The organism is Agrococcus baldri (genome assembly GCA_900114805.1).
Classification (GTDB): domain Bacteria; phylum Actinomycetota; class Actinomycetes; order Actinomycetales; family Microbacteriaceae; genus Agrococcus; species Agrococcus baldri.
In genome coordinates this window covers 1-20,448 of the sequence record FOZN01000002.1, presented here as the reverse complement: position 1 = coordinate 20,448, position 20,448 = coordinate 1, and the positions used below count along the sequence as shown (strand labels likewise).

The window sequence follows — 20,448 nt, the reverse complement described above, 5'->3', positions numbered from 1 at the left end:
CTCCTCTCGCCACTGCCGACCGTTCGGTGTCGACGCGCCAATGGTAGGCCTGCCCGCGGGAACCCTCCTGTGTACCCCGGACCCCGGTTGTCGAGGGTTGTTCTAGAATCGGACGCGTGAGCAAGTCCATCGATGTCGCCCTGATCGGCGGAGGGATCATGAGCGCCACGCTCGGAGCCCTCCTGCACCGCCTCGAGCCGTCGTGGTCGATCGAGGTGTTCGAGCGGCTGCCAGAGGTCGGGATGGAGTCCTCCAATCCCTGGAACAACGCCGGCACCGGCCACGCCGCGCTGTGCGAGCTCAACTACATGCCGGAGGGCACGGACGGTTCGATGACGACCGACAAGGCCGTCACCATCAACGAGCAGTTCCAGCTCTCGCGCCAGCTGTGGTCGTCGTTCGTCGAGGACGGCACACTGCCGGACCCGAAGGGCTTCATCTCGCCCACCCCGCACATGACCTTCGTCTGGGGCGAGGACAACGTCGACTACCTGCGTCGCCGCTGGGAGCTGCTGAAGGAAGAGCCGCTGTTCGCCGGCATCGAGTACTCCGAGGACGCCGAGGTGATCCGCGAGTGGGCGCCGACGCTCATCCCCGGGCGCAAGAAGTCGCAGCCGATCGCCGCGACCCGCTCGACCGACGGCACCGACGTCGACTTCGGCGCACTGACGCGGATGCTGATCGGAAAGCTGGAGGAGGGCGGCGCGCGCGTGCACACCAACGTCACCGTCACCGGCCTCAAGCGCCGCTCGGACGGCGAGTGGCGGCTGAAGGTGCGCAGCGAGGTCGGCCAGAACGTCAACGAGGTGCACGCGCGCTTCGTCTTCGTCGGCGCGGGCGGCGGCGCGCTCAAGCTGCTGCAGCAGTCGGGCATCCCGGAGGCCAAGGGCTTCGGGGGCTTCCCCATCACGGGTGCCTTCCTGCGCACCGACAACCCGGAGATCGTCGCCCGCCACACCGCGAAGGTGTACGGCAAGGCCAGCGTCGGCGCCCCGCCGATGTCGGTGCCGCACCTCGACACGCGCGTGGTCGACGGCGAGGCGAGCCTGCTGTTCGGCCCGTACGCGGGCTGGAGCCCGAAGTACCTGAAGACCGGCAGCTACACCGACATGTTCGAGACGATCAAGGGGCACAACCTCTGGCCGATGATCCGCGCGGGGCTCGCGAACTTCGATCTCGTCGGCTACCTGATGGGTGAGGTGTTCGCCTCCCGCAAGCAGCGTCTCGACGCCCTGCGCGAGTTCATGCCCGACGCGAAGGACGAGGACTGGCGCCTCATCACCGCCGGCCAGCGCGTGCAGGTGATGAAGCGCGACCCTGACAAGGGCGGGGTGCTGCAGTTCGGCACCGAGGTGGTCACCGGCGCCGACGGCACGATCGCGGGACTGCTCGGCGCGTCGCCGGGCGCCTCGACCGCCGTGCACATCATGCTGACGATCTTCGAGCGCTGCTTCCCGGAGCGCATGCCCGCGTGGAAGGCGACGCTCACCGAGCTGATCCCGAGCTATGGCACCAAGCTCAATGACGACCCCGAGGCGGCGCGCGAGGTGCTCGCGCGCACTGCGCGCACGCTGCGCCTGGCGGAGGCGCCGGCGCCCGAGCTCGCCGCCGGCGCAGCTCGCTCGACCGTGTGAGGTGACCACCATGGCAGTGACCACCGTCGAGACCGAGGCTCCCCGCATCGTCTCCATCGTCGCGAGCGGCGTGCTCGGCACCGCCCTGCGCGCGGCGGTCACGGCTGATCCGCGGCTGCGGCTGACCGCCGTCGCGCCGCGCTTCACTGACCTGGTCGTCGACGCCGGCTTCCCCGGCGACGTCGTCGTGCTGGCGGAGGAGCCGGGTCGTCAGCTGTTCGCCCACGCCGTCACCGCTGCGGCTGCGGGCGCCGTCGTGGTCGTGCACGCCGATGCCGACGACGAGCTGCGGCAGGCACTCGAGGATGCAGGGGCGGTCGTCGTGCCGCTGGCCGACGCCGCGACGGGCGTCGTCGAGCAGCTCGCGACCGTGCGCGGGGGGCGTCGTCGCGGCCATCGCGTCGCCATCGACGACTCGCACCGGCGTCCGCGCCTGTCGCCGGGCGAGCGGCGAGCGCTCGCGCACTACGTGCAGGGCCTCACGACCGTGCAGGTCGCCGCAGAGATGGGCGTCGGCTACGAGACGGCGAAGACCTTCCTGCGCCGCGTGCGCGCGAAGTACGCCGCGGTCCAGCGACCCGCGGGCAAGCGCATCGAGCTGAGCCTCCGCGCTGAAGAGGACGGCATCCTCTAGTCGTGGCGAAGCTCTACTTCCGCTACGGCGCGATGAACTCCGGCAAGTCCACCGGCTTGCTGCAGACCGCGTTCAACTACGAGGAGCGCGGCCAGCGGGTGCTGCTCGCCAAGCCCGCCACCGACACGAAGGGCGAGCACGACATCGTGTCCCGCCTGGGCGTCACCCGGCACGCCGACTTCCTGGTCGCGCGCGACGAGTCGGTGATCGACCGCTTCGAGGAGGCGGCGGCGCGCAGCGACGAGGCGGTCGCGTGCCTGCTGGTCGACGAGGCGCAGTTCTTCACGGCCGGGCAGGTGGAGGAGCTGCTGCGCATCGCGGTCGAGCGCGGCGTGCCCGTGCTCGCGTACGGCATCCGCACCGACTTCCTCACCCGCGCCTTCCCCGGCTCCGCCCGACTGCTCGAGCTGGCGCATTCGCTCGAGGAGCTGAAGACCATCTGCCGCTGCGGTCGCAAGGCGATGTTCAACGCACGCAAGGTCGGTGACGGATTCGTCTTCGACGGCGACCAGGTCGCCATCGACGGCGAGGCGGTCACCTACGAGTCGCTCTGCGGCTCCTGCTACCTGCAGGAATCGGCCGGCCGGCTCGGCTGAGCGCCCTCCGGTCCGCCTTCAGCCCCGTGTGGAGGCCGCGCATGCAGAGAGCCCCCGCCTATCGGCGAGGGCTCTCATGTCTGGTCGGGGTGACAGGATTTGAACCTGCGACCTCGTCGTCCCGAACGACGCGCGCTACCAAGCTGCGCCACACCCCGATGTCACTGCGCCAGAGCGTAGACCCCGGTGAGCAACCGCACCAGTCTACCCGATGTCGCGGGGTCGCAGCGACACGGCGACGGCCTCCGGGGGAGTGCCGAGCCGGAACGGCGCGTAGATCGACGCACCGATGCCCTGCGAGACATTCAGCGGCACGGCGCGCCCCGCGTGCGCCCAGGTGCTGAGGCCGGAAGCCTGCTCGCGCGGGATGTCGCAGTTGGTGACGATCGCGTGCCCGCCCGGCACCCGCACCTGGCCGCCGTGCGTGTGCCCGGCGAGGATCGCATCCGCCCCCAGGTCGACGAAGGCGTTCAGGATGCGCTGGTACGGCGCGTGCGTGACGCCGAGGGTGACGCGGGGGCCGCCGCCGAGCGCCTTGCGCATGCTCGAGAGTGCGGCCTCGGTCTCGTCGAGCCGATCCCAGTGGCGGTGCGCGTCGGCGACGCCGAACGCCGCGACGCTCGTGCCGCGCACCTCGATCGCGCGGGCGGTGTTGTTGAGGTCCAGCCAGCCGAGCGCTTCGTAGGCACGCTCGAGGCCAGCGGTGTCGAGCCGGCTGGTGTGCGCCGGACCGGGTGGCTTCGACGGCCCGCCGAAGTAGCGCAGCGGATTCTTCGGCTCGGGTCCGTAGACGTCGTTCGAGCCGTGCACGAAGAAGCCGGGCACGCCCTGGAAGACGCGCAGCGCATCCGCCAGCGCGGGGAGGGCGGCTCGGTGCCCGAGGCTGTCGCCGGTGTTGACGATCAGGTCGGGCTCGAGGCTCGTGAGGCCCTCGAGCCACTCGAGCTTGCGCTCCTGCCAGGGTGCGAGATGGATGTCGGCCAGGTGCAGCACCGTGATCGGCCGGGCGCCCGCGGGCAGCACCCGCAGCGTCTCGTGGCGGATGCGGAAGGCCTGCGGCTCGATCGCGGTCGCGTAGGCGGCCACCGCGGCGCCGGCGGCGAGCACGCCGCCGACGACCGCGCCGAGCGCTCTCGGGCTAGCAGCCAGGGTCGCCTCCGGAGGCGTTGGTGCCGACGACGACCGAGATCGGATCGTTGGGCCCGCCGGGGGCGTCGGGCAGCGGATTCTGCGCCAGCACGGTGCAGAGGTTCGCTTCGCCGTGATCCTGCCAGGTGACCTGCATCAGGTCGGGGTTGAAGCCGGCGCTGGCCAGCGTGGATCTGGCGTCGCCGATCGACTGTGCCGAGAGGTCCGGCCACGTCTGTCCGGCCGCATCCGGCGCAGTCGACTCCTCCGGCTGCTCGGCGTCGGGCGCCAGCGCTCCGTTGGAGGGGTAGATGATGATCGGCGTCTGCGTGGTCACGGGCGAGCCCGCGCCGGGCGCGGTGTACTCGACCATGCCGCTGGGCTGGATGCCGTCGATCGGGTCGGCGACCTGGACCTCGAAGCCGGCGGCCTCGAGTGTGGCCTGCGCGTCGGCGACGCTCTGACCGGTCACGTCGGGCAGCGCGTTCGCGTCACCCTGCAGGGTGTCCTGGTCGGGGGTGAGGAACTGCCCACCGGGGTAGCGGTTGATCGCCTCGGTCATCACGCCGCGGAAGATCTGCGAGCGCACGTTCCAGAGGTTCAGATCGTCGAGGTTGTTGCTGCCCGCGATGTTGCCGACCCAGACGGAGGTGGCGACGGTCGGGCTCGCACCGTTGACCCAGGTCTGCCGGACGCCGTTGGTCGTACCGGTCTTCGAGATGACCGGTGTGGTGCCCGCCGGGTTGTTCAGCGGGTTGCGCTGCGTCACCTCCTCCAGCACGAGCTGCATGACCGACGCGACCTCGGGGGTGATCGCCTGCTGGCAGTTCTGCCCCGGAGGGGCGACCTCCGACCCGTCGCGGGCGACGATGCGGTCGATCGCGATCGGCTCGCAGTGGATGCCGCCGTTCGAGATGGTCGCGAAGGCCTCCGCCATGGCCATCGGCGTCACCGGCCACGCGCCGCCGATGACCGAGGAGGGCATCGGCACGAGGTTGTTCTCGATCGGTTCGCCGGTGATCGAACTGATCGAGCCGGCGTCGCCGCGCTCGATGCCCATGGCGGCCGCCGTGTCCATCACGTCGCAGAGGTCGAGCTGGCTCGCCATCCGCAGCGTGCCGGTGTTGACGGAGTTCACCATGATCTCCGTCGGCGTCATGCGCGAGTACTGGTTGCCCTCGTTGTTCTGCGGCTCCCAGCCTCCGGCTGCGATGGCGGTGGCTCCGGGATTGCACGAGGCGGTGAACTCACCGGTCGTCCAGTTCTCCTCGGTCGCATCGACCTGCTCGTTCACCGAGTGCCGGTCGATGATCCACTGCGCAAGGGTGAAGATCTTGAACCCTGACCCGGGCTGGAAGCCGATCGAGCGACCATGGCGGTAGTCGACGTTGTAGTTCACCGCCGTCGCCGTCATCGACGGCGCCTCCTCGCCCTCGGGCAACGAGGGGTCGGCGCGCGGGTCGTAATCCTTGTTCTGCACCATGGAGAGGATGCGGCCGGTGCCGACCTCGAGCTGGGTCACCGCACCACCGAACCAGTCGGCGTAGTCGTTCGGCGCGTAGGCGTCGACGACCGCCTGGTTGGCGTCGTTCAGGCTCAGGTCGATCGAGGTGTAGATGCGGTAGCCGCCCTGGAAGAGGGCGCGGGCGTTGTCGGCCTGCTCGGCGCCGAGGATGTAGTGGCCGTCGACCTTGTCGTTCTGCAGCACGCGCTGCACGTAGTCGCAGAAGAATCGCGCGGAGTCGTGCCCGGCGATGCAGCCGTTGTTGGCGGGCTGAAGGTTCACGAAGTTCTCGTCGACGGGGATCGCGATCGCCTCGTCGCGCTGCTCGGCCGTGATGTGCCCTTCGGAGGCCATCATGCCGATGATGAAGTCGCGGCGCTCCTGATTGCGCGGCCAGTTCTCGGCATTGAAGAGGTTGCGCGTTGAGGGGTTCTGCACGGTGGCGATCAGCGCCGCCGCCTCGGCGACCGTCAGCTCCGATGCAGGCTTGCCGAAGATGCGCTGCGCGCCTGACTCGATGCCGTAGACGTTGCCGCCGAAGTTGGCGAGGTTCAGATAGGCCAGCACGATCTCGTTCTTCGTGTAGACCTGCTCGAGGCCGATCGCGAGCCGCATCTCGGCGAGCTTGCGCTGGTACGACTCGGTGTACTGCGCCGCGCACGTCGCCTGGGCCGCCTCGTCCTCGGGATCGGCGAGGCACGCGTCGATCGCGATCTGCATGCGCACGAGCTGCATGGTGAGCGTCGAGGCTCCCGAGTCGCCGCCGAAGCCCAGCTGCGACATGCCTGCGCGGATGACGGAGGGTGCGTCGACGCCGCCGTGGGTGTAGAAGCGGCGGTCCTCGCCGGCGACCAGGGCGTTCACCGCGTTCGAGGGCACGTCGCTCCACTGCAGCACCTGGCGGTCCTGGGCGTAGAACTGGGCCATCTCCACCGGCTGGCCGTCGCGCATGCCGTAGATGCGGTTGCGCTCGGCCTGCTGGTTGATCTGCGCGTACGAGGGGAGGCTCTCGAAGAGGTCGAGGCCGCTGTTCGCGGTGCTGCTCGCGACGGCGAGCGCGGGCGTCAGGGTCGCCGAGATGAGGATCCCGGCGATCGCGGAGAACCCGATGAGCCCGAGGATCGAGCCCAGCAGGCTTCCTGGCTTGTGTCGTGTTGCGGCCATAGCATGCCAGGGTACGGGAACAACCTATGAGGGCAGGGACGACAGACGATGGCAAGAACGACGTGGGAGTACGTGACGACACCGCTCCTGATCCACCGGGAGACGGCGATCCTGAACACCTGGGGCACCGATGGCTGGGAGCTCGTGCACGTCGCGAACGGCCCAGAGGGCGGCATGGTCGCGTTCCTGAAGCGCCCGGTCGAGTCGGAGGAGACGGCGTGAGCATCGCGGAGCGGTTGAGCGAGCTCGGCATCACGCTGCCGACGGTCGTGCCGCCCGTGGCCTCCTACGTGCCCGCTGTCTCGGCGAACGGCTTCGTCTACACCTCCGGGCAGCTGCCGATGGTCGATGGCGCGATGCCCCGCACCGGCAAGGTCGGCGGCGAGGTCTCGGCCGAGGATGCCAAGGCGGATGCGCGCCAGTGCGCGCTCAACGCGCTCGCCGCGATCGAGGCAGAGATCGGCTCGCTCGACCGCGTCACCCGCATCGTCAAGGTGGTCGGGTTCGTCGCCTCGGCCGACGGCTTCACCGGCCAGCCGGGCGTCGTCAACGGCGCGAGCGACGTGCTGGGCGAGATCTTCGGCGACGCCGGCAAGCATGCCCGCAGCGCCGTCGGCGTCTTCGAGCTGCCGCTCTCGGCACCCGTCGAGGTGGAGCTCGTCGTCGCCTACGCGTAGGCCTACGCCCGCCGGTCGAGGAGCGCCCGGGCGAAGCCCGGACGCGTCTCGAGACCAAGACTCGCGCTCGGGGCGACAGCTGGTCTCGTGACGCGTGCGCCTGCGGCGCGCGCTCCTCGACCCGCGGCGCTCACGCGCCGCGGAACTGCTCCTTGATCGCGTCGACCACGCTCTGGTCGGCCAGGGTCGTGGTGTCGCCGAGCGCGCGACCCTCGGCGAGATCGCGCAGCAGCCGCCGCATGATCTTGCCCGAGCGGGTCTTGGGCAGGTCCGGCACGATGAAGACCTGGCGCGGGCGGGCGATGGCGCCGATGTCCTTCGCCACGTGCTGCCGCAGGATCTGCTCGGCCTCCTCGACCGAGTGCTCCTTCGACGCCGACTCCTTCAGGATCACGAACGCCACGACCGCCTGGCCCGTGGTCGCATCCGTCGCCCCCACCACCGCCGACTCGGCGACGCCCTCGTGCGCGACGAGCGACGACTCGATCTCAGCGGTCGAGAGCCGGTGGCCGGAGACGTTCATGACGTCGTCGACGCGGCCGAGCATCCAGATCTCGCCGTCCTCGTCCTTGCGGGCGCCGTCGCCGGCGAAGTAGGTGTCGCCGAACTTCTCCCAGTAGGTCGTGCGGTAGCGCTCGTCGTCGCCCCAGATGGTCCGCAGCATCGACGGCCACGGCTCGGGGATGACGAGCAGCCCGCCATCGCCGTTCGCGACCGGCGTGCCCGACTCGTCGTACACATCCGCTTCGATGCCCGGGATCGGCACCTGCGCGCTGCCGGGCTTGAGCGTCGTCACCGAGGCGAGCGCCGAGATCATGATCGCGCCGGTCTCGGTCTGCCACCACGTGTCGACCACCGGGGTGTGGCCGCCGCCGACGACGTCGCGGTACCAGATCCAGGCCTCGGGGTTGATGGGCTCGCCCACCGAGCCGAGCACCCGCAGGCTCGACAGGTCGCTCGTCTGCGTGTGCTGCCGGCCGAGCTTCATGAAGGTGCGGATGGCCGTGGGGGCGGTGTAGAAGATGGTGACGCCGTAGCGCTCGATCATCTGCCACGGGCGCTCGGGCGTCGGGGTGTCGAAGGTGCCCTCGTGCATCACCTGCGTGGTGCCGTTGGCCATCGGGCCGTAGACGGTGTAGCTGTGTCCGGTGACCCAGCCGATGTCGGCGGTGCACCAGAAGACATCCGACTCGGGCTTCAGATCGAACACGTGGCGATGCGTGAACGAGGTCTGGGTCAGGTAGCCGGCGCTGGTGTGCAGGATGCCCTTGGGGTTCCCCGTCGTGCCCGAGGTGTAGAGGATGAACAGCGGGTGCTCGGCGGGGAAGGCCTGCGCCACGTGCTCGGCGGGGGCGTCCGCCATCGCCTCGTGGTACCAGACGTCGCGGCCGTCGACCCAGTCGATCTCGTTCTCGCCCCGCTTGACGACCAGCACGTTGCGCACCCCATGACCGGGCTCGCGCAGGGCCTCGTCGACGGTCGGCTTGAGCGCGAAGACCTTGCCCTTGCGCCAGGCGCCGTCGGTGGTGATGACGAGCGTCGCGCCGGCGTCGTCGATGCGGCCGCGCAGGTTCGAGGGGCTGAAGCCGCCGAACACGGCGGTGTGCACGGCGCCGATGCGGGCGCAGGCGAGCATCGCGGCGACCGCCTCCGGCAGCATCGGCAGGTAGATGGCGACGCGGTCGCCGGCCTTGACGCCGAGACCCTCGAGCACGTTGGCGAGGCGCTTGACCTCGGCGGTCATGTCGGCGTAGGTGAGCGTGCGCCGGTCGCCGGGCTCGCCCTCCCAGTGGAAGGCGACGCGGTCGCCATGGCCGGCCTCGACGTGCCGGTCGAGGCAGTTGACGGCCACGTTGAGCGTGCCGTCGTGGAACCACTTCGCGTGCGGCGGCTGCCAGTCGAGCACCTCGGTGAACGGCTTCTCCCACTGCAGCTGCCGCGCCTGCTCGGCCCAGAAGCCCAGGCGATCCTCGCTCGCCTGCTCGTAGAGCGCGGCCGACGTGGCCGAATCGCCTGCCAGCGCCTCCGGCGGCGCGAAGCGGCGGGTCTCGTTCAGCAGGTGATCGATGCGGTCAGACACTGGTTCTCCTCATAGACGGCACTGTCGGGGCGAGCCTACTCGGGCGCCGCAGTCAGATTGCGTCGTGTTGCTCTCACCGGCTGCGAGCTTCCCGCCTACCATGGTCAGCGTCGGCCTGGCCGACGTGAGCAGGTGCACGGCGGATCCCCCATTCGCCCTTCCTGCGGCGGCGCCCGCCTCCCCCAGGTGGGCGCCGCCTTCTCTCGCCGCTGTCCGCGCGTCCGCCGGCGATTCTCCACAGACGGATGCGTCCCGGACGCAGGCAGGCGCGGTGCGGTCGTACCGTGCGAGCCATGACAGCACGAGCCGGGCCCGCGTTCGGGCGGGGAACGGGCATCCCGTTCGTCGCCGGCGCGCGGCCGGCCGTGCCCACCGCGTCGCCTGCCAGGACGGGCTCGGGCGGCAGCTCGCTGCGCGAGTTCGGCGAACTGGCCCCGCTGGTCGCGGAGGCCGAGGTGACGGATGTGTTCGTGACGGCTGGGCAGGTCTGGGTCGACCGCGGTGCGGGTGCGGAGCGCGCACCGCTGCTGCTCGATGCGTCGCGGGCTCGCTCACTCGCCGTCGCGCTCGTGGCCGCAGGCGGCAGACATGTCGACGAGGCGACGCCGTGCGTGGATGTGCGGCTGCACGACGGCATCCGCGTGCACGCGGTGCTGCCGCCGGTCGCCGTCGCGGGCGCGCAGCTGTCGATCCGGCTGCCGCGGGTGGCGGCGCTGTCGCTGACCGAGCTCGAAGCGAGCGGCGCCTTCGCGCTGGTGCCGCTCGAGCGGGTGCGGGCGCTCGTCGATCGGCGCGCGAACGTGCTGGTGACGGGCGCGGGAGGCTCGGGGAAGACCACGCTGCTGGGCGCGATGCTGTCCGCCGCGGCCGGCACCGAGCGCATCGTGACGATCGAGGACGTCGCCGAGCTGCGCATCCGCCACCCGCACGTCGTCGCGCTCGAGGCGCGGCAGGCGAACGCCGAGGGTGCCGGTGCGATCGGCCTCGAGCAGCTCGTGCGGGAGGCGCTGCGCATGCGACCCGACCGGCTGGTGCTGGGGGAGTGCCGAGGGGCAGAGGTGCGCGAGCTGCTCTCGGCGCTCAACACCGGCCACGACGGGGGCGCCGGCACCCTGCACGCGAACTCGCTCGACGACGTGCCCGCGCGGCTCGAGGCGCTCGGCGCGCTCGCCGGGCTGACGCCGTCGGCGCTCGCGCGGCAGGCGGTGAGCGCGATCGATGCAGTGCTGCACGTCGAGCGATCCGAGGGCGCGGGCGCGGGCGCGGGCGCGCCGGTGCGGCTGGTGGCGGCGATCGGCGAGCTCGCGCTCGACGGCGAGCGGCTGGTGGTGCGGCCGACGTGAAGCGCGAGGAGGATGAGGCCGCGGCGACCGTGCACCGGGTGGCGGCCCTGGTGGCCGGCGGGCTGCCGATCGACCGCGCGTGGACGGTGCTGGGCACGGATGCGGCTGCGGTCACCGCGCAGGTCGGCGGCGGCAGCGGAGGCGGTCGGGCGCGCTCCAGCCGGTCGGACGGTGCAGGCGTCCGCGGCGCGGCCGGTGGCGGGCTGATCACCGCAGTGCTCGCGGTGGCACAGCAGACGGGCGCGCCGATGGCGCCGACGCTCGAGCGGCTCGCCGGACTGCTGCGGGAGCAGGCTGCGCAGCGGCGCGCGCTGGAGTCGGCGCTCGCGGGCCCGCGAGCGACCGCGAAGCTCGTCATGCTGCTGCCGATCGTCGGGCTCGGCTTCGGGCTGGCGCTGGGGCTCGACGTGCTGGGCGCTGCGCTCGGCGGCGGCATCGGCACCTGGTCGGTGCTCGCGGGCGGGGTGCTGCTCGTCGCGGCGTGGGCGTGGTCCCGGGCCATCGTGCGGCGCGCCGCGCGCGGCGATGCGGCACCGGGGCTCGCGCTCGACCTGGTCGCGGTGGCGCTCGCGGGCGGCGGTGCGGCCGATCGTGCCAGGGAGCTCGCGGCTGCTGCGCTCGCGGATGCCGGCCTGCCGGCGAGCGGCTGGGACGACGTCGACGCGGCGCTCGACCTCGCCCGCCGGGCGGGCGTGCCGGTGCGCGGCCTGCTGCTCGCGGAGGCGTCGGCGGCGCGCACCCGGGCGCGGCTCGACGGGGAGGCACGCGCGCTGCGGGCGGCCGTGCAGCTGGCGCTGCCGCTGGGCGCGTGCGTGCTGCCGGCCTTCTCGCTGCTGGTGATCGTGCCGCTGGTGGTCTCGATGCTCGAGGGCGCTCTGACGCCGCTCGCCTGATCTCCGACCGCCGGGCGGGGCATCCTCAGGCTCCATCTCTAGGCTCGCGGCATGCGGAACCTCTGGGACGCCATCGTCAACTGGGTTGCCGCGCTCTTCGCCGCCGGCACGGGTGCTCCGCACCCCATGATCGCGACCGACGACCCCTTCGAGCCGGACGACCGCGAGCGCTGAGGCGCTCGAGCGCCGTCGCGCCGTTCCTTGCGCACAGCGCTCCGTAGCCGATCCATCCACAGGCAGCCGCCAGCGCGGCGCGCGCACCTGGTGTGCTGGCGCACTCTGGCCTCCCCGAATGAGAGGAGGCGAGCATGAGGATGCTCGAGAGACTGGTGCAGGAAGAGGACGGCGCCGCGACCGCCGAGTACGTCATCGCGACGATGGCGGCTGTCGGCTTCGCCGGGCTGCTGGTGGTGATCCTGCGCTCGGATGAGGTGCGCGGGATGCTCACCGACATGGTGCAGCGCGCGCTGACGGTGCAGTAGATGCGCCGGGCCGTGCGGGAGACCCGAGCGAGCGCCGAGCGCGGCCGCTTCGGGCTCCTGCGCGGCGAGCTCGGGGCAGTGACCGCCGAGCTCGCTGCAGCGTTGCCCGCGGCGGTGCTGGCGATCGCGATCGCGATCGGAGCGGTCGCCGCGACGGCTGCGCAGGTGAGCCTCGAGCAGTCGGCCGGCGCCGCGGCGCGGGCAGCCGGGCGCGATGACGACCCGGCGCTGTACGCCGATGGGGCCGCACTGCGCATCGAGCAGCAGGGGGAACTGGTCTGCGCGATCCTCACGCGCGAGGCGCTCGGCGGGGCGCTGACGCTGACGGCGCGGAGCTGTGCGCACGGGGGCGGAAGGTGAGATCGCGTCGCCTCGATGCGGCCCTGCGAGCCCACTCGACGTCCCTTGACCGAGTGGCGAGCGAGCGCGGGGCGGGGGCGTCGCTGGCGCTCGCGGTGGCGACGGTCGCGCTGCTGCTGGCGATGCTCGTCGTGGGCGCAGGGACCGCGGCGATCGCGCAGGCGCGGGCGGCGGCGGCCGCCGATGCCGCCGTGCTCGCCGCGGCCGACGCGCTCGCCGGCTACGCCGACGGCAGCCCCTGCGGGCTCGCGCAGACGGTCGCCACGGCGAGCGGTGCGGGGCTCGCAGACTGCCAGATCGACGGGCTGGAGGCGCGCGTGACGGCCACCGTGCCGGTCGGGCCCCTCACCGCATCCGTCACCGCTCGCGCAGGGCCGCCACCGTGGCGCAGCACCCAGATGCGGCCCTCCGCCGCCAGCGAACGCGGCGCATGCGGCTGTGAGCGCGCAATGACACCGTGTGTACAGTGTCGAATCGTGGCCCGGTCGGGCCGACACCCCTTATCTATAGAGCAGTGAGCGTGAGCATGGGCAAGAAGCTCGTCATCGTGGAGTCCCCGGCGAAGGGGAAGACGATCGAGCGGTACCTGGGCGATGGCTACCAGGTGCTGGCGTCGGTCGGGCACATCCGCGACCTCGTGAGCCCGCGCGACCTGCCGGCCGAGCTGAAGAAGGGCTCGTACGGCAAGTTCGCCGTCGACGTCGACAACGGCTTCGCCCCCTACTACGTCGTGAGCGACGAGAAGAAGAAGACCGTGAGCGAGCTGAAGAAGGCGCTCAAGGATGCCGACGAGCTCATCCTCGCCACTGATGAGGACCGCGAGGGAGAAGCCATCGCCTGGCACCTGCTCGAGGTGCTCAAGCCCAAGGTGCCCGTGAAGCGGATGGTGTTCCACGAGATCACCGAGGACGCCATCCAGCAGGCCAAGGACGAGATGCGCGAGCTGAACATGCCGCTCGTCGACGCGCAGGAGACCCGCCGCATCCTCGACCGCCTCTACGGCTACGAGGTGAGCCCCGTGCTGTGGCGCAAGGTGCGACAGGGTCTCAGCGCGGGCCGCGTGCAGTCGCCCACCGCGCGCCTGATCGTCGACCGCGAGCGCGAGCGCATGGCGTTCGTCGCCGCCGGCTACTGGAGCCTCACCGGGCAGTTCGAGGCCGACAGCAGCCGCTTCGGCGCGCGCCTCGTGCGGCTCGACGGCGCGCGGGTCGCCACCGGCAGCGACTTCGACGACCGCGGCCAGATCAAGGGTGTGCGCACCGTGCTCGACGCCGCGGCAGCGGAGTCGCTCGCCAGCGAACTCGAGCAGAGCGCCTTCAAGGTCTCCAGCGTCGAGTCGAAGCCCTACCGCCGCCGCCCCTCGGCACCGTTCACCACCTCGACGCTGCAGCAGGAGGCCGGCCGCAAGCTGAAGCTGTCGGCGAAGCAGACGATGTCGGTCGCCCAGTCGCTCTATGAGCAGGGCTACATCACCTATATGCGCACCGATTCGCCCGCGCTCTCGAAGCAGGCCATCAGCGCCGCACGCGCGCAGGCTGCGGCCCTCTACGGCGCCGGCTCGATCCCGCAGGCCGCGCGGCACTACTCCGGCAAGTCGAAGTCGGCGCAGGAGGCGCACGAGGCGATCCGCCCCTCGGGCGAGAGCTTCCGCACCCCGAGCGAGGTGCGCTCGTCGCTCACCCCGAACGAGCAGCGCCTCTACGAGCTGATCTGGAAGCGCACGGTCGCGAGTCAGATGATCGACGCGACCGGTCAGACCGCGACCATCACCATCGCCTCGGGAACGACCAGCCGTGGCGTCGCCGAGTTCACCGCATCCGGCACCGTCATCACCGAGCCGGGCTTCCTGCAGGCCTACGAGGAGTCGAAGGACCAGGCCCGCTACGCGGACGAGACAGCGGATGCGTCCTCGGGCGAGTCGAGGCTGCCGGACGTCAAGGAGGGCGGCGTCGTCGACCTCGCCGAGCTGGAGCGCAAGGAGCACGCCACCACGCCCCCGCCGCGCTACACCGAGGCGAGCCTCGTGAAGGCGCTCGAGGAGCTCGAGATCGGCCGCCCCTCGACCTACGCGTCGATCATCGACACCATCGTGCGGCGCGGCTTCGTCACGCAGCGCGGCGGCGCGCTGGTGCCGAACTGGATCGCGTTCTCGACCATCAAGCTGCTCGAGGAGAACCTGGGCGACTACGTCGACTACGACTTCACCGCCGCGATGCTCACCGATCTCGACCGCATCGCCGATGGCGAACTCGACCGCAAGGAGTGGCTGCAGCGCTTCTACTTCGGCAGCGAGCAGCACCCGGGCCTGCAGTCGACGGTCGCCAACCTGGGCGACATCGACGCCCGCGCGGTCAACTCGATCCCGGTCGCCGAGGGGGTCACCCTGCGCGTCGGCCAGTACGGTCCGTACCTCGAGGGCCAGGATGCTGCCGGCGAGGTCAAGCGCGCCAACATCCCCGAGGAGCTGACGCCCGACCAGCTCACGCCCGAGAAGGCGCAGGAGCTCTTCGCCGCCGAGCCGGTGCAGGATCGCGTGCTGGGCCAGCACCCCGAGACCGGGCTCGACGTGGCCGTGAAGAACGGCCGCTTCGGCCCCTACATCGAAGAGGTGCTGCCGGTCGAGCTCGACGATGACGGCAAGCCCGTGCCCCCGAAGAAGGGCAAAGCCGCCCCCAAGCCGCGCCGCGCATCCCTGTTCAAGACCATGGAGCCCGAGTCGGTCGACCTGCCGACGGCGCTGAAGCTGCTCGGGCTGCCCCGCGTGGTGGGCGTCGACCCGGAGTCGGGCACCGAGATCACCGCCCGACCCGGCCGCTACGGGCCGTTCCTCTCGAAGGGCACCGACACCCGTTCGCTCGACGACGAGGAGCAGATCTTCACGATCACGCTCGAGGGCGCGCTCGAGAAGTTCGCGCAGCCCAAGTACGGTGCCCGCAAGGCGGCATCGGCGCTCAAGGAGTTCGACGCCGACCCGGTCAGCGGCAAGCCCATCAAGCTGCGCGACGGCCGCTTCGGCCCCTACGTCACCGACGGCGAGACGAACGCGACCATTCCGCGCGGCGAGGACGTCGAGGCCGTCACGTTCGAGCGCGCGGTCGAGCTGCTGCAGATCAAGCGCGACAAGGGCCCGGCGAAGAAGCCCGCGCGCAAGGCGGCCGCGAAGAAGCCCGCGGCCAAGAAGCCGGCGGCCAAGAAGCCGGCCGCGAAGAAGCCGGCCGCGAAGAAGACTCCGCCGGCCGAGTGAGCGAGCACCGATTGAGTGACCACCGACCGAGCGGGCACCGACGCATGACGGGCGCCTTCATCACGCTCGAGGGCGGCGACGGCTCGGGCAAGTCGACGCAGGCCGCACTGCTGCAGGCGTGGCTCGAGGAGCACGGCCGCACGGTCGTGCGCACTCGCGAGCCCGGCGGCACCGAGCTCGGCGTCGAGATCCGCCGGCTGGTGCAGCACACGGAGGGACATGTGGCGCCGCGCGCTGAAGCACTGCTGTTCGCCGCCGACCGCGCGCACCACGTGGCGACGCTCGTGCGCCCCGCGATCGAGCGCGGCGACGTGGTGCTGCAGGATCGCTACCTCGACTCCTCGGTCGCCTACCAGGGCGCGGGCCGCGAGCTCGACGGTGGGCAGATCCGCGACCTGTCGCTGTGGGCGACGGACGGGCTGCTGCCGCACCTGACCATCCTGCTCGACATCGACCCGGCGGTCGGCCGCGAGCGCATGGCCGGTCGCGAGCACGCGCCGTACGACCGCCTGGAGGACACGGGCCTCGACTTCGCAGCGCGCGTGCGAGCCGCCTACCTGGGGCTCGCCGAGGCCGAGCCGAACCGCTTCGCCCTCGTCGACGCATCCGCTGCACCGGAGACCGTCCACGAGAGCGTCGTGTCGCATGTCCGTGCGATGCTCGACGCGCAGCGCTGAGCGCGCTGCAGGAGACGGCTGACGGTGGGGGAGCGCGCATGACGGGCGGCTGGAGCGAGATCGTCGGCCAGGCGGATGCCGTCGCGCAGCTGCAGCGGGCTGCCGGCGACGCACCCGGCGCGATGACCCACGCCTGGCTGCTGACCGGCCCGCCGGGCTCGGGCCGCTCGAACCTCGCCTACGCGTTCGCGGCCGCCCTGCTCTCGCCGCCCAGCGGCATCGACCCCGAGGTCGAGACGCTCGTCACCGCGCGCACGCACCCCGATCTCGTCACGCTCTCGACCGAGGGCGTGCTCATCACCATCGCGCAGGCCCGCGCGGTCGTGCAGCGGGCATCGCTGGCGCCGTCGAGCTCGCGCCACCGCGTGGTGGTCGTGGAGGACGCCGACCGGATGGCCGAGCGCACCTCGAACGCGCTCCTGAAGGCGCTCGAGGAGCCGCCGCCCGAGACAGTCTGGATCCTCTGCGCGCCGAGCGAGGCCGACCTGCTGCCGACCATCCGCTCGCGGGTGCGCACGCTCACGCTGCAGGTGCCCGACCCCGCCGAGGTGGCGCGACTGCTGGTGGAGCGCGACGGGGTGGAGCGGGACGTCGCCGAGCGCGCCGCGCGCGAGGCGCAGAGTCACATCGGGATGGCGCGCCGGCTGGCGCAGAGCCCGGAGGCGCGGGCACGCCGTGCTGAGACGCTCGACATCGCCATGCGCGTATCGACCTCCGCGTCGGCGGTGCTGGCGGCCGCCCGCTATGTCGAGATCGCGACCGCCGACGCCGACGCGCTCTCCGTCGAGCGCGACGAGCTCGAGCGCGCCCAGGCGCTGCGGCAGCTGGGCATCGAGCCCGGCGGCACGGTGCCCCCGCAGCTGCGCAGGCAGCTGAAGGAGCTCGAGGAGGCGCAGAAGCAGCGCGCCAAGCGCGGCATGCGCGACGGCGTCGACCGCATCCTGGTCGACCTGCTCTCGCTCTACCGCGACATCCTCATGACGCAGCTGGGCGTGGGCCGCGAGCTCGTCAACCAGGCGATGCAGCCGACCGTGCAGGCCGCGGCCGACTACCTCGCCCGCGCGGCCGTGATCGACGTGCTCGACGCCATCCGCCTGGCCCGCGAGCGCATCGAGGCGAACGTGCCGCCGCTGCTCGCGCTCGAGGCGATGCTCGTGCAGGCGGCCCGCGCCGCGCAGCGCCGCTGACCCGACGATCGTCATAGCCGAAGGCAATAGCGTGGTGGCCATGCATCGCACCCGTCGCGGTCTCGCCGCGCTCGCCGCCATCGCCGTGTCGACCCTCGCGCTGACGGGGTGCATCCTGCCGCCGCCGCTGCCGGGTGAGCCGCAGATCCCCGGCCAGTCGACCGGCGAGCCGCAGTGGAGCCCCACGGGCGAGCAGGTCGCGCCGGAGCTCGAGCAGTTCTACGGCCAGCAGGTCGACTGGAGCGACTGCGGCACGCTGTGGTGCGGCACCGTCACGGCCCCGATGAACTGGGACGACCCATCCGCCGACACCATCGAGCTCGCCGTGACGGTCGCCCCAGCCACCGGCGAGCGGCAGGGCGCGATCCTCTACAACCCGGGCGGGCCCGGCGCATCCGGCATCGAGTATGTGCGCGACTACGGCGACTACCTGCTGCACCCGGACGTGCGGGAGCACTACGACCTTGTGGGCTTCGACCCGCGAGGTGTCGGTGCCTCGACCCCGATCAGCTGCTACGACGACCCGGCGGAGCTCTACGACTGGCTGTGGGAGATGCCGCCCGGGCCGGCGCCCGAGCCGCTCAGCGATGCCGACCTCGAGCAGCAGCTCGAGTCGGCGCAGTGGTTCGCCGACGCCTGCCTCGAGCACACCGGCCCGTATCTGGAGTTCGTCGGCACCGAGCAGGTCGCGAGCGACATGGATCTGCTGCGGGCGCTGTTCGGCCAGGAGAAGCTCAACTATCTGGGCGTCTCGTACGGCACGCTGATCGGCTCGACCTACGCCGACCTGTTCGCCGACAACGTCGGGCGCATGGTGCTCGACGCGGCCGTCGCCCCCGACGCCGCCGACTTCGAGGGCACGCTGCACCAGGCTGCCGGCTTCGAGCTCGCCTACGGCAACTTCGTGGCCGACTGCCTCGGGCAGAGGGACTGCCCCTTCGAGGGCGACAAGGCGGATGCGCTGGCCCAGACCCGCGAGCTCATCGACCAGCTCGATGCGAACCCCATCGCGGTCAACGACGGCCGACAGCTCGGCTCGGGTGCGCTGTTCATCGCGATCGCCGCCAATCTGTACAGCGACTTCCAGTGGCCGACGCTGCGGCAGATCCTCGCGGACGTCGCCAGCGGCAGCGGCGAATCGGCGTATGCCGCCGCCGACGAGTACTACGGCGTCAACCCCGACGGCACCTTCGCCGACAACTCGCTCGAGTCGCTGATCGCGGTGAACTGCCTCGACTCGCCGGCCGTGACCGACTTCGACGAGATACGCGCGAACGCCGAGCAGATCATGGCCGCTGCGCCCACGCTCGGCCCCGACTTCGTCGGCGTCGGCTCGTGCGCCGCCTGGCCGTTCGAAGCCACCCGTCAGCCGCACGAGATCACTGCATCCGGGGCAGACCCGATCATCGTCATCGGCGGTTTGAACGACCCCGCCACCTCGTACCAGCAGGCGGTCGACCTGGCGGGGATGCTCGAGTCGGGCGTGCTCATCTCGGTCGGCGCCGAGGGCCACGGCCAGTACAACAACGGCAACGCGTGCGTCGACCGGCCGGTCAACGCCTACTTCCTGACGGGCACGGCGCCGACGGGCGACATCGACTGCTGAGCCAGTCGGGCATCCGTTCCGTCTGGCGCGGGCTGGTTGTCCACAGCCCGCCGCCCTGTCCGCGCCCGCGTGGGTGGCCTCGTCTAGCCTGCTCGAACAGGCATTCGAGAGTCGTGTGGGTGGCCGCATCTACTCTCGTCGCAACGGACGGAGTCGATGGTGACCGAGCAGGAGATGGGCGCAGCGGTGGAAGCCGCGCGCGCTGTGCTCGGGGGCATCGATGCGCTGGCGATGGCGCCGGTTGCGGAGGTAGGGGAGCTGCTGGAGGGCACGGCGGCGCTGTCTCGGATCGTGGATGCGCTGCAGGTGCGGCTGGCGGGTCTGCTCGAGGAGCGCTCGACCGGGCCGGCCGACCAGCAGCTGTGCCGCGCGCTGGGGCGCCGGAGCGCGAAGGAGGCGATCGCGCAGTCGTTCGGAATCCGTGGCCGCCAGGCGCAGCGGCTGCTGTCGCTGGCGGCGATGACGAGCCCGGGAGTGTCGCTCACCGGCGGCGACATCGCGGTCAAGTACCCGCGGGTGGCGGCCGCGCTCGATGACGGTGCGCTCTCGCTCGCGCAGGCGCGGGTGATCGTCGGCACCTTGGAGCCGGCGGCGCCGCGCGCGGATCTGGAGCGGCTGGCGTGGGCGGAGGGCCTGCTGGTCGATGCCGCCACCGATGCCGACTTCCCGCTGGTGCCCGAGCGGCTGGCCGATCAGGCGCGCCTCTACGTGGCGGCGATCGATCCGGACGGGGTGCTGCCGGCGGACGAGCGGCAGCGCACCGAGCGGTCGTTCCGCATCTGGCGGGCCGCGCATGGCGGCTGGTCCTGCCGCGGCGACTTCACCGCCGAGGACGGCTCGCTGCTGAAGTCGGTGCTCGATGCCACGTCGGGACCGCGCGTGAAGGTCGCCTTCCGCACCGACGGCCACGACGGCTGCAGCGACGGGTGCGGCGAGGACTGCGAGGCGGGCAGGCAGGTCGATGCGAACGGGCAGCCCAGCGCCGACGGCGTCGGGATCGTCGATGACCGCACGCTGGCACAGAAGCACGCCGACGTGCTGATCGGCATCGCCCGTGGGTATGCCGCTTCCGGCGATGCGCCGGTCGCGGGCGGTGAGGCGCCGACGCTGGTGTTCACCGGCACCATCGAGGCGTACGACGCGTACCTGCACGACCGGCCGACACCGGATCGGACCCTGACGATCGAGCATACGGGCGCGCTCGTGCCAATCGAGACCGTCGGGCGGCTCGCGTGCGAC

19 protein-coding genes and 1 tRNA gene are annotated in these 20,448 nt (G+C 71.6%); 16 read left to right on the top strand and 4 right to left on the bottom strand.

Annotated elements, in window-relative coordinates; translation table 11 throughout:
• Positions 1-116: 116 nt before the first annotated feature.
• From BM288_RS04190 to BM288_RS04180, 3 genes are read left to right on the top strand one after another with little or no spacing between them, the layout of a single operon-like run.
• Entirely contained in the window at positions 117-1,634 is a 1,518-nt protein-coding gene (locus BM288_RS04190; RefSeq protein ID WP_092916285.1) for a malate:quinone oxidoreductase, read from the top strand.
• A 10-nt stretch (positions 1,635-1,644) separates the two neighbouring features.
• Positions 1,645-2,268 carry a helix-turn-helix transcriptional regulator gene (locus BM288_RS04185; protein ID WP_143103015.1) on the top strand — a complete coding sequence of 208 codons (624 nt, stop codon included), beginning with the start codon at positions 1,645-1,647 and terminating at the stop codon, positions 2,266-2,268.
• A 2-nt stretch (positions 2,269-2,270) separates the two neighbouring features.
• Positions 2,271-2,864 carry a thymidine kinase gene (locus BM288_RS04180; protein WP_092916281.1) on the top strand — a complete coding sequence of 198 codons (594 nt, stop codon included), beginning with the start codon at positions 2,271-2,273 and terminating at the stop codon, positions 2,862-2,864.
• An 81-nt stretch (positions 2,865-2,945) separates the two neighbouring features.
• Here the strand turns inward: BM288_RS04180 and BM288_RS04175 are convergent.
• The 3 genes from BM288_RS04175 to BM288_RS04165 all read right to left on the bottom strand — a co-directional run bounded on the left by BM288_RS04175 (position 2,946) and on the right by BM288_RS04165 (position 6,660).
• Positions 2,946-3,022: transfer RNA gene (locus BM288_RS04175), tRNA-Pro, on the bottom strand.
• Between the two features lie 46 nt (positions 3,023-3,068).
• On the bottom strand, positions 3,069-3,971 hold the full coding sequence (locus BM288_RS04170; protein WP_318255328.1) for a metallophosphoesterase: 903 nt from the start codon (positions 3,969-3,971) through the stop codon (positions 3,069-3,071).
• A gap of 31 nt (positions 3,972-4,002) precedes the next feature.
• The gene (locus BM288_RS04165) at positions 4,003-6,660 is read right to left on the bottom strand and encodes a transglycosylase domain-containing protein (RefSeq protein ID WP_092916277.1); all 2,658 of its coding nucleotides are present in this window, start codon (positions 6,658-6,660) and stop codon (positions 4,003-4,005) included.
• Positions 6,661-6,708: 48 nt separating this feature from the next.
• Here BM288_RS04165 and BM288_RS14565 point away from each other — a divergent pair, with 48 nt between their 5' ends.
• Positions 6,709-6,882, top strand: a complete 174-nt coding sequence (locus BM288_RS14565) for a Sp36 family protein (RefSeq protein ID WP_318255327.1) — start codon at positions 6,709-6,711, stop codon at positions 6,880-6,882.
• Positions 6,879-7,337 (top strand): RidA family protein, encoded by a 459-nt coding sequence (locus BM288_RS04160; protein ID WP_092916275.1) that lies wholly within the window; start codon positions 6,879-6,881, stop codon positions 7,335-7,337. The genes BM288_RS14565 and BM288_RS04160 overlap by 4 nt, the downstream gene beginning before the upstream one ends.
• 130 nt (positions 7,338-7,467) lie before the next feature.
• Here BM288_RS04160 and acs read toward each other — a convergent pair whose 3' ends face one another.
• Complete coding sequence (gene acs, locus BM288_RS04155) at positions 7,468-9,417, bottom strand: acetate--CoA ligase (RefSeq protein WP_092916273.1); 1,950 nt, start codon at positions 9,415-9,417, stop codon at positions 7,468-7,470.
• 293 nt (positions 9,418-9,710) lie between these two features.
• Here acs and BM288_RS04150 point away from each other — a divergent pair, with 293 nt between their 5' ends.
• The 11 genes from BM288_RS04150 to BM288_RS04105 all read left to right on the top strand — a co-directional run.
• Complete coding sequence (locus BM288_RS04150; protein ID WP_318255326.1) at positions 9,711-10,760, top strand: TadA family conjugal transfer-associated ATPase; 1,050 nt, start codon at positions 9,711-9,713, stop codon at positions 10,758-10,760.
• Positions 10,757-11,653, top strand: coding sequence for a type II secretion system F family protein (locus BM288_RS04145; protein ID WP_092916269.1), 897 nt, complete (start codon positions 10,757-10,759; stop codon positions 11,651-11,653). The genes BM288_RS04150 and BM288_RS04145 overlap by 4 nt, the downstream gene beginning before the upstream one ends.
• 51 nt (positions 11,654-11,704) lie before the next feature.
• Positions 11,705-11,827, top strand: a complete 123-nt coding sequence (locus BM288_RS14560; protein ID WP_318255325.1) for a hypothetical protein — start codon at positions 11,705-11,707, stop codon at positions 11,825-11,827.
• Between the two features lie 134 nt (positions 11,828-11,961).
• Entirely contained in the window at positions 11,962-12,135 is a 174-nt protein-coding gene (locus BM288_RS04140) for a DUF4244 domain-containing protein (protein WP_092916267.1), read from the top strand.
• A gap of 12 nt (positions 12,136-12,147) precedes the next feature.
• Positions 12,148-12,495, top strand: a complete 348-nt coding sequence (locus BM288_RS04135) for a hypothetical protein (protein WP_092917678.1) — start codon at positions 12,148-12,150, stop codon at positions 12,493-12,495.
• Between the two features lie 53 nt (positions 12,496-12,548).
• Positions 12,549-13,013, top strand: coding sequence for an Rv3654c family TadE-like protein (locus BM288_RS14250; RefSeq protein ID WP_143103014.1), 465 nt, complete (start codon positions 12,549-12,551; stop codon positions 13,011-13,013).
• Positions 13,014-13,021: 8 nt separating this feature from the next.
• Entirely contained in the window at positions 13,022-15,739 is a 2,718-nt protein-coding gene (topA, locus tag BM288_RS04125) for a type I DNA topoisomerase (protein WP_404799690.1), read from the top strand.
• A gap of 44 nt (positions 15,740-15,783) precedes the next feature.
• Positions 15,784-16,416, top strand: a complete 633-nt coding sequence (tmk, locus tag BM288_RS04120; protein ID WP_092916263.1) for a dTMP kinase — start codon at positions 15,784-15,786, stop codon at positions 16,414-16,416.
• Between the two features lie 38 nt (positions 16,417-16,454).
• Complete coding sequence (locus BM288_RS04115; protein ID WP_092916261.1) at positions 16,455-17,603, top strand: DNA polymerase III subunit delta'; 1,149 nt, start codon at positions 16,455-16,457, stop codon at positions 17,601-17,603.
• A 40-nt stretch (positions 17,604-17,643) separates the two neighbouring features.
• Entirely contained in the window at positions 17,644-19,209 is a 1,566-nt protein-coding gene (locus tag BM288_RS04110) for an alpha/beta hydrolase (protein ID WP_092916259.1), read from the top strand.
• Positions 19,210-19,368: 159 nt separating this feature from the next.
• The coding region (locus tag BM288_RS04105) for a DUF222 domain-containing protein (RefSeq protein ID WP_177220244.1) at positions 19,369-20,448 on the top strand (1,080 nt) is incomplete at its 3' end.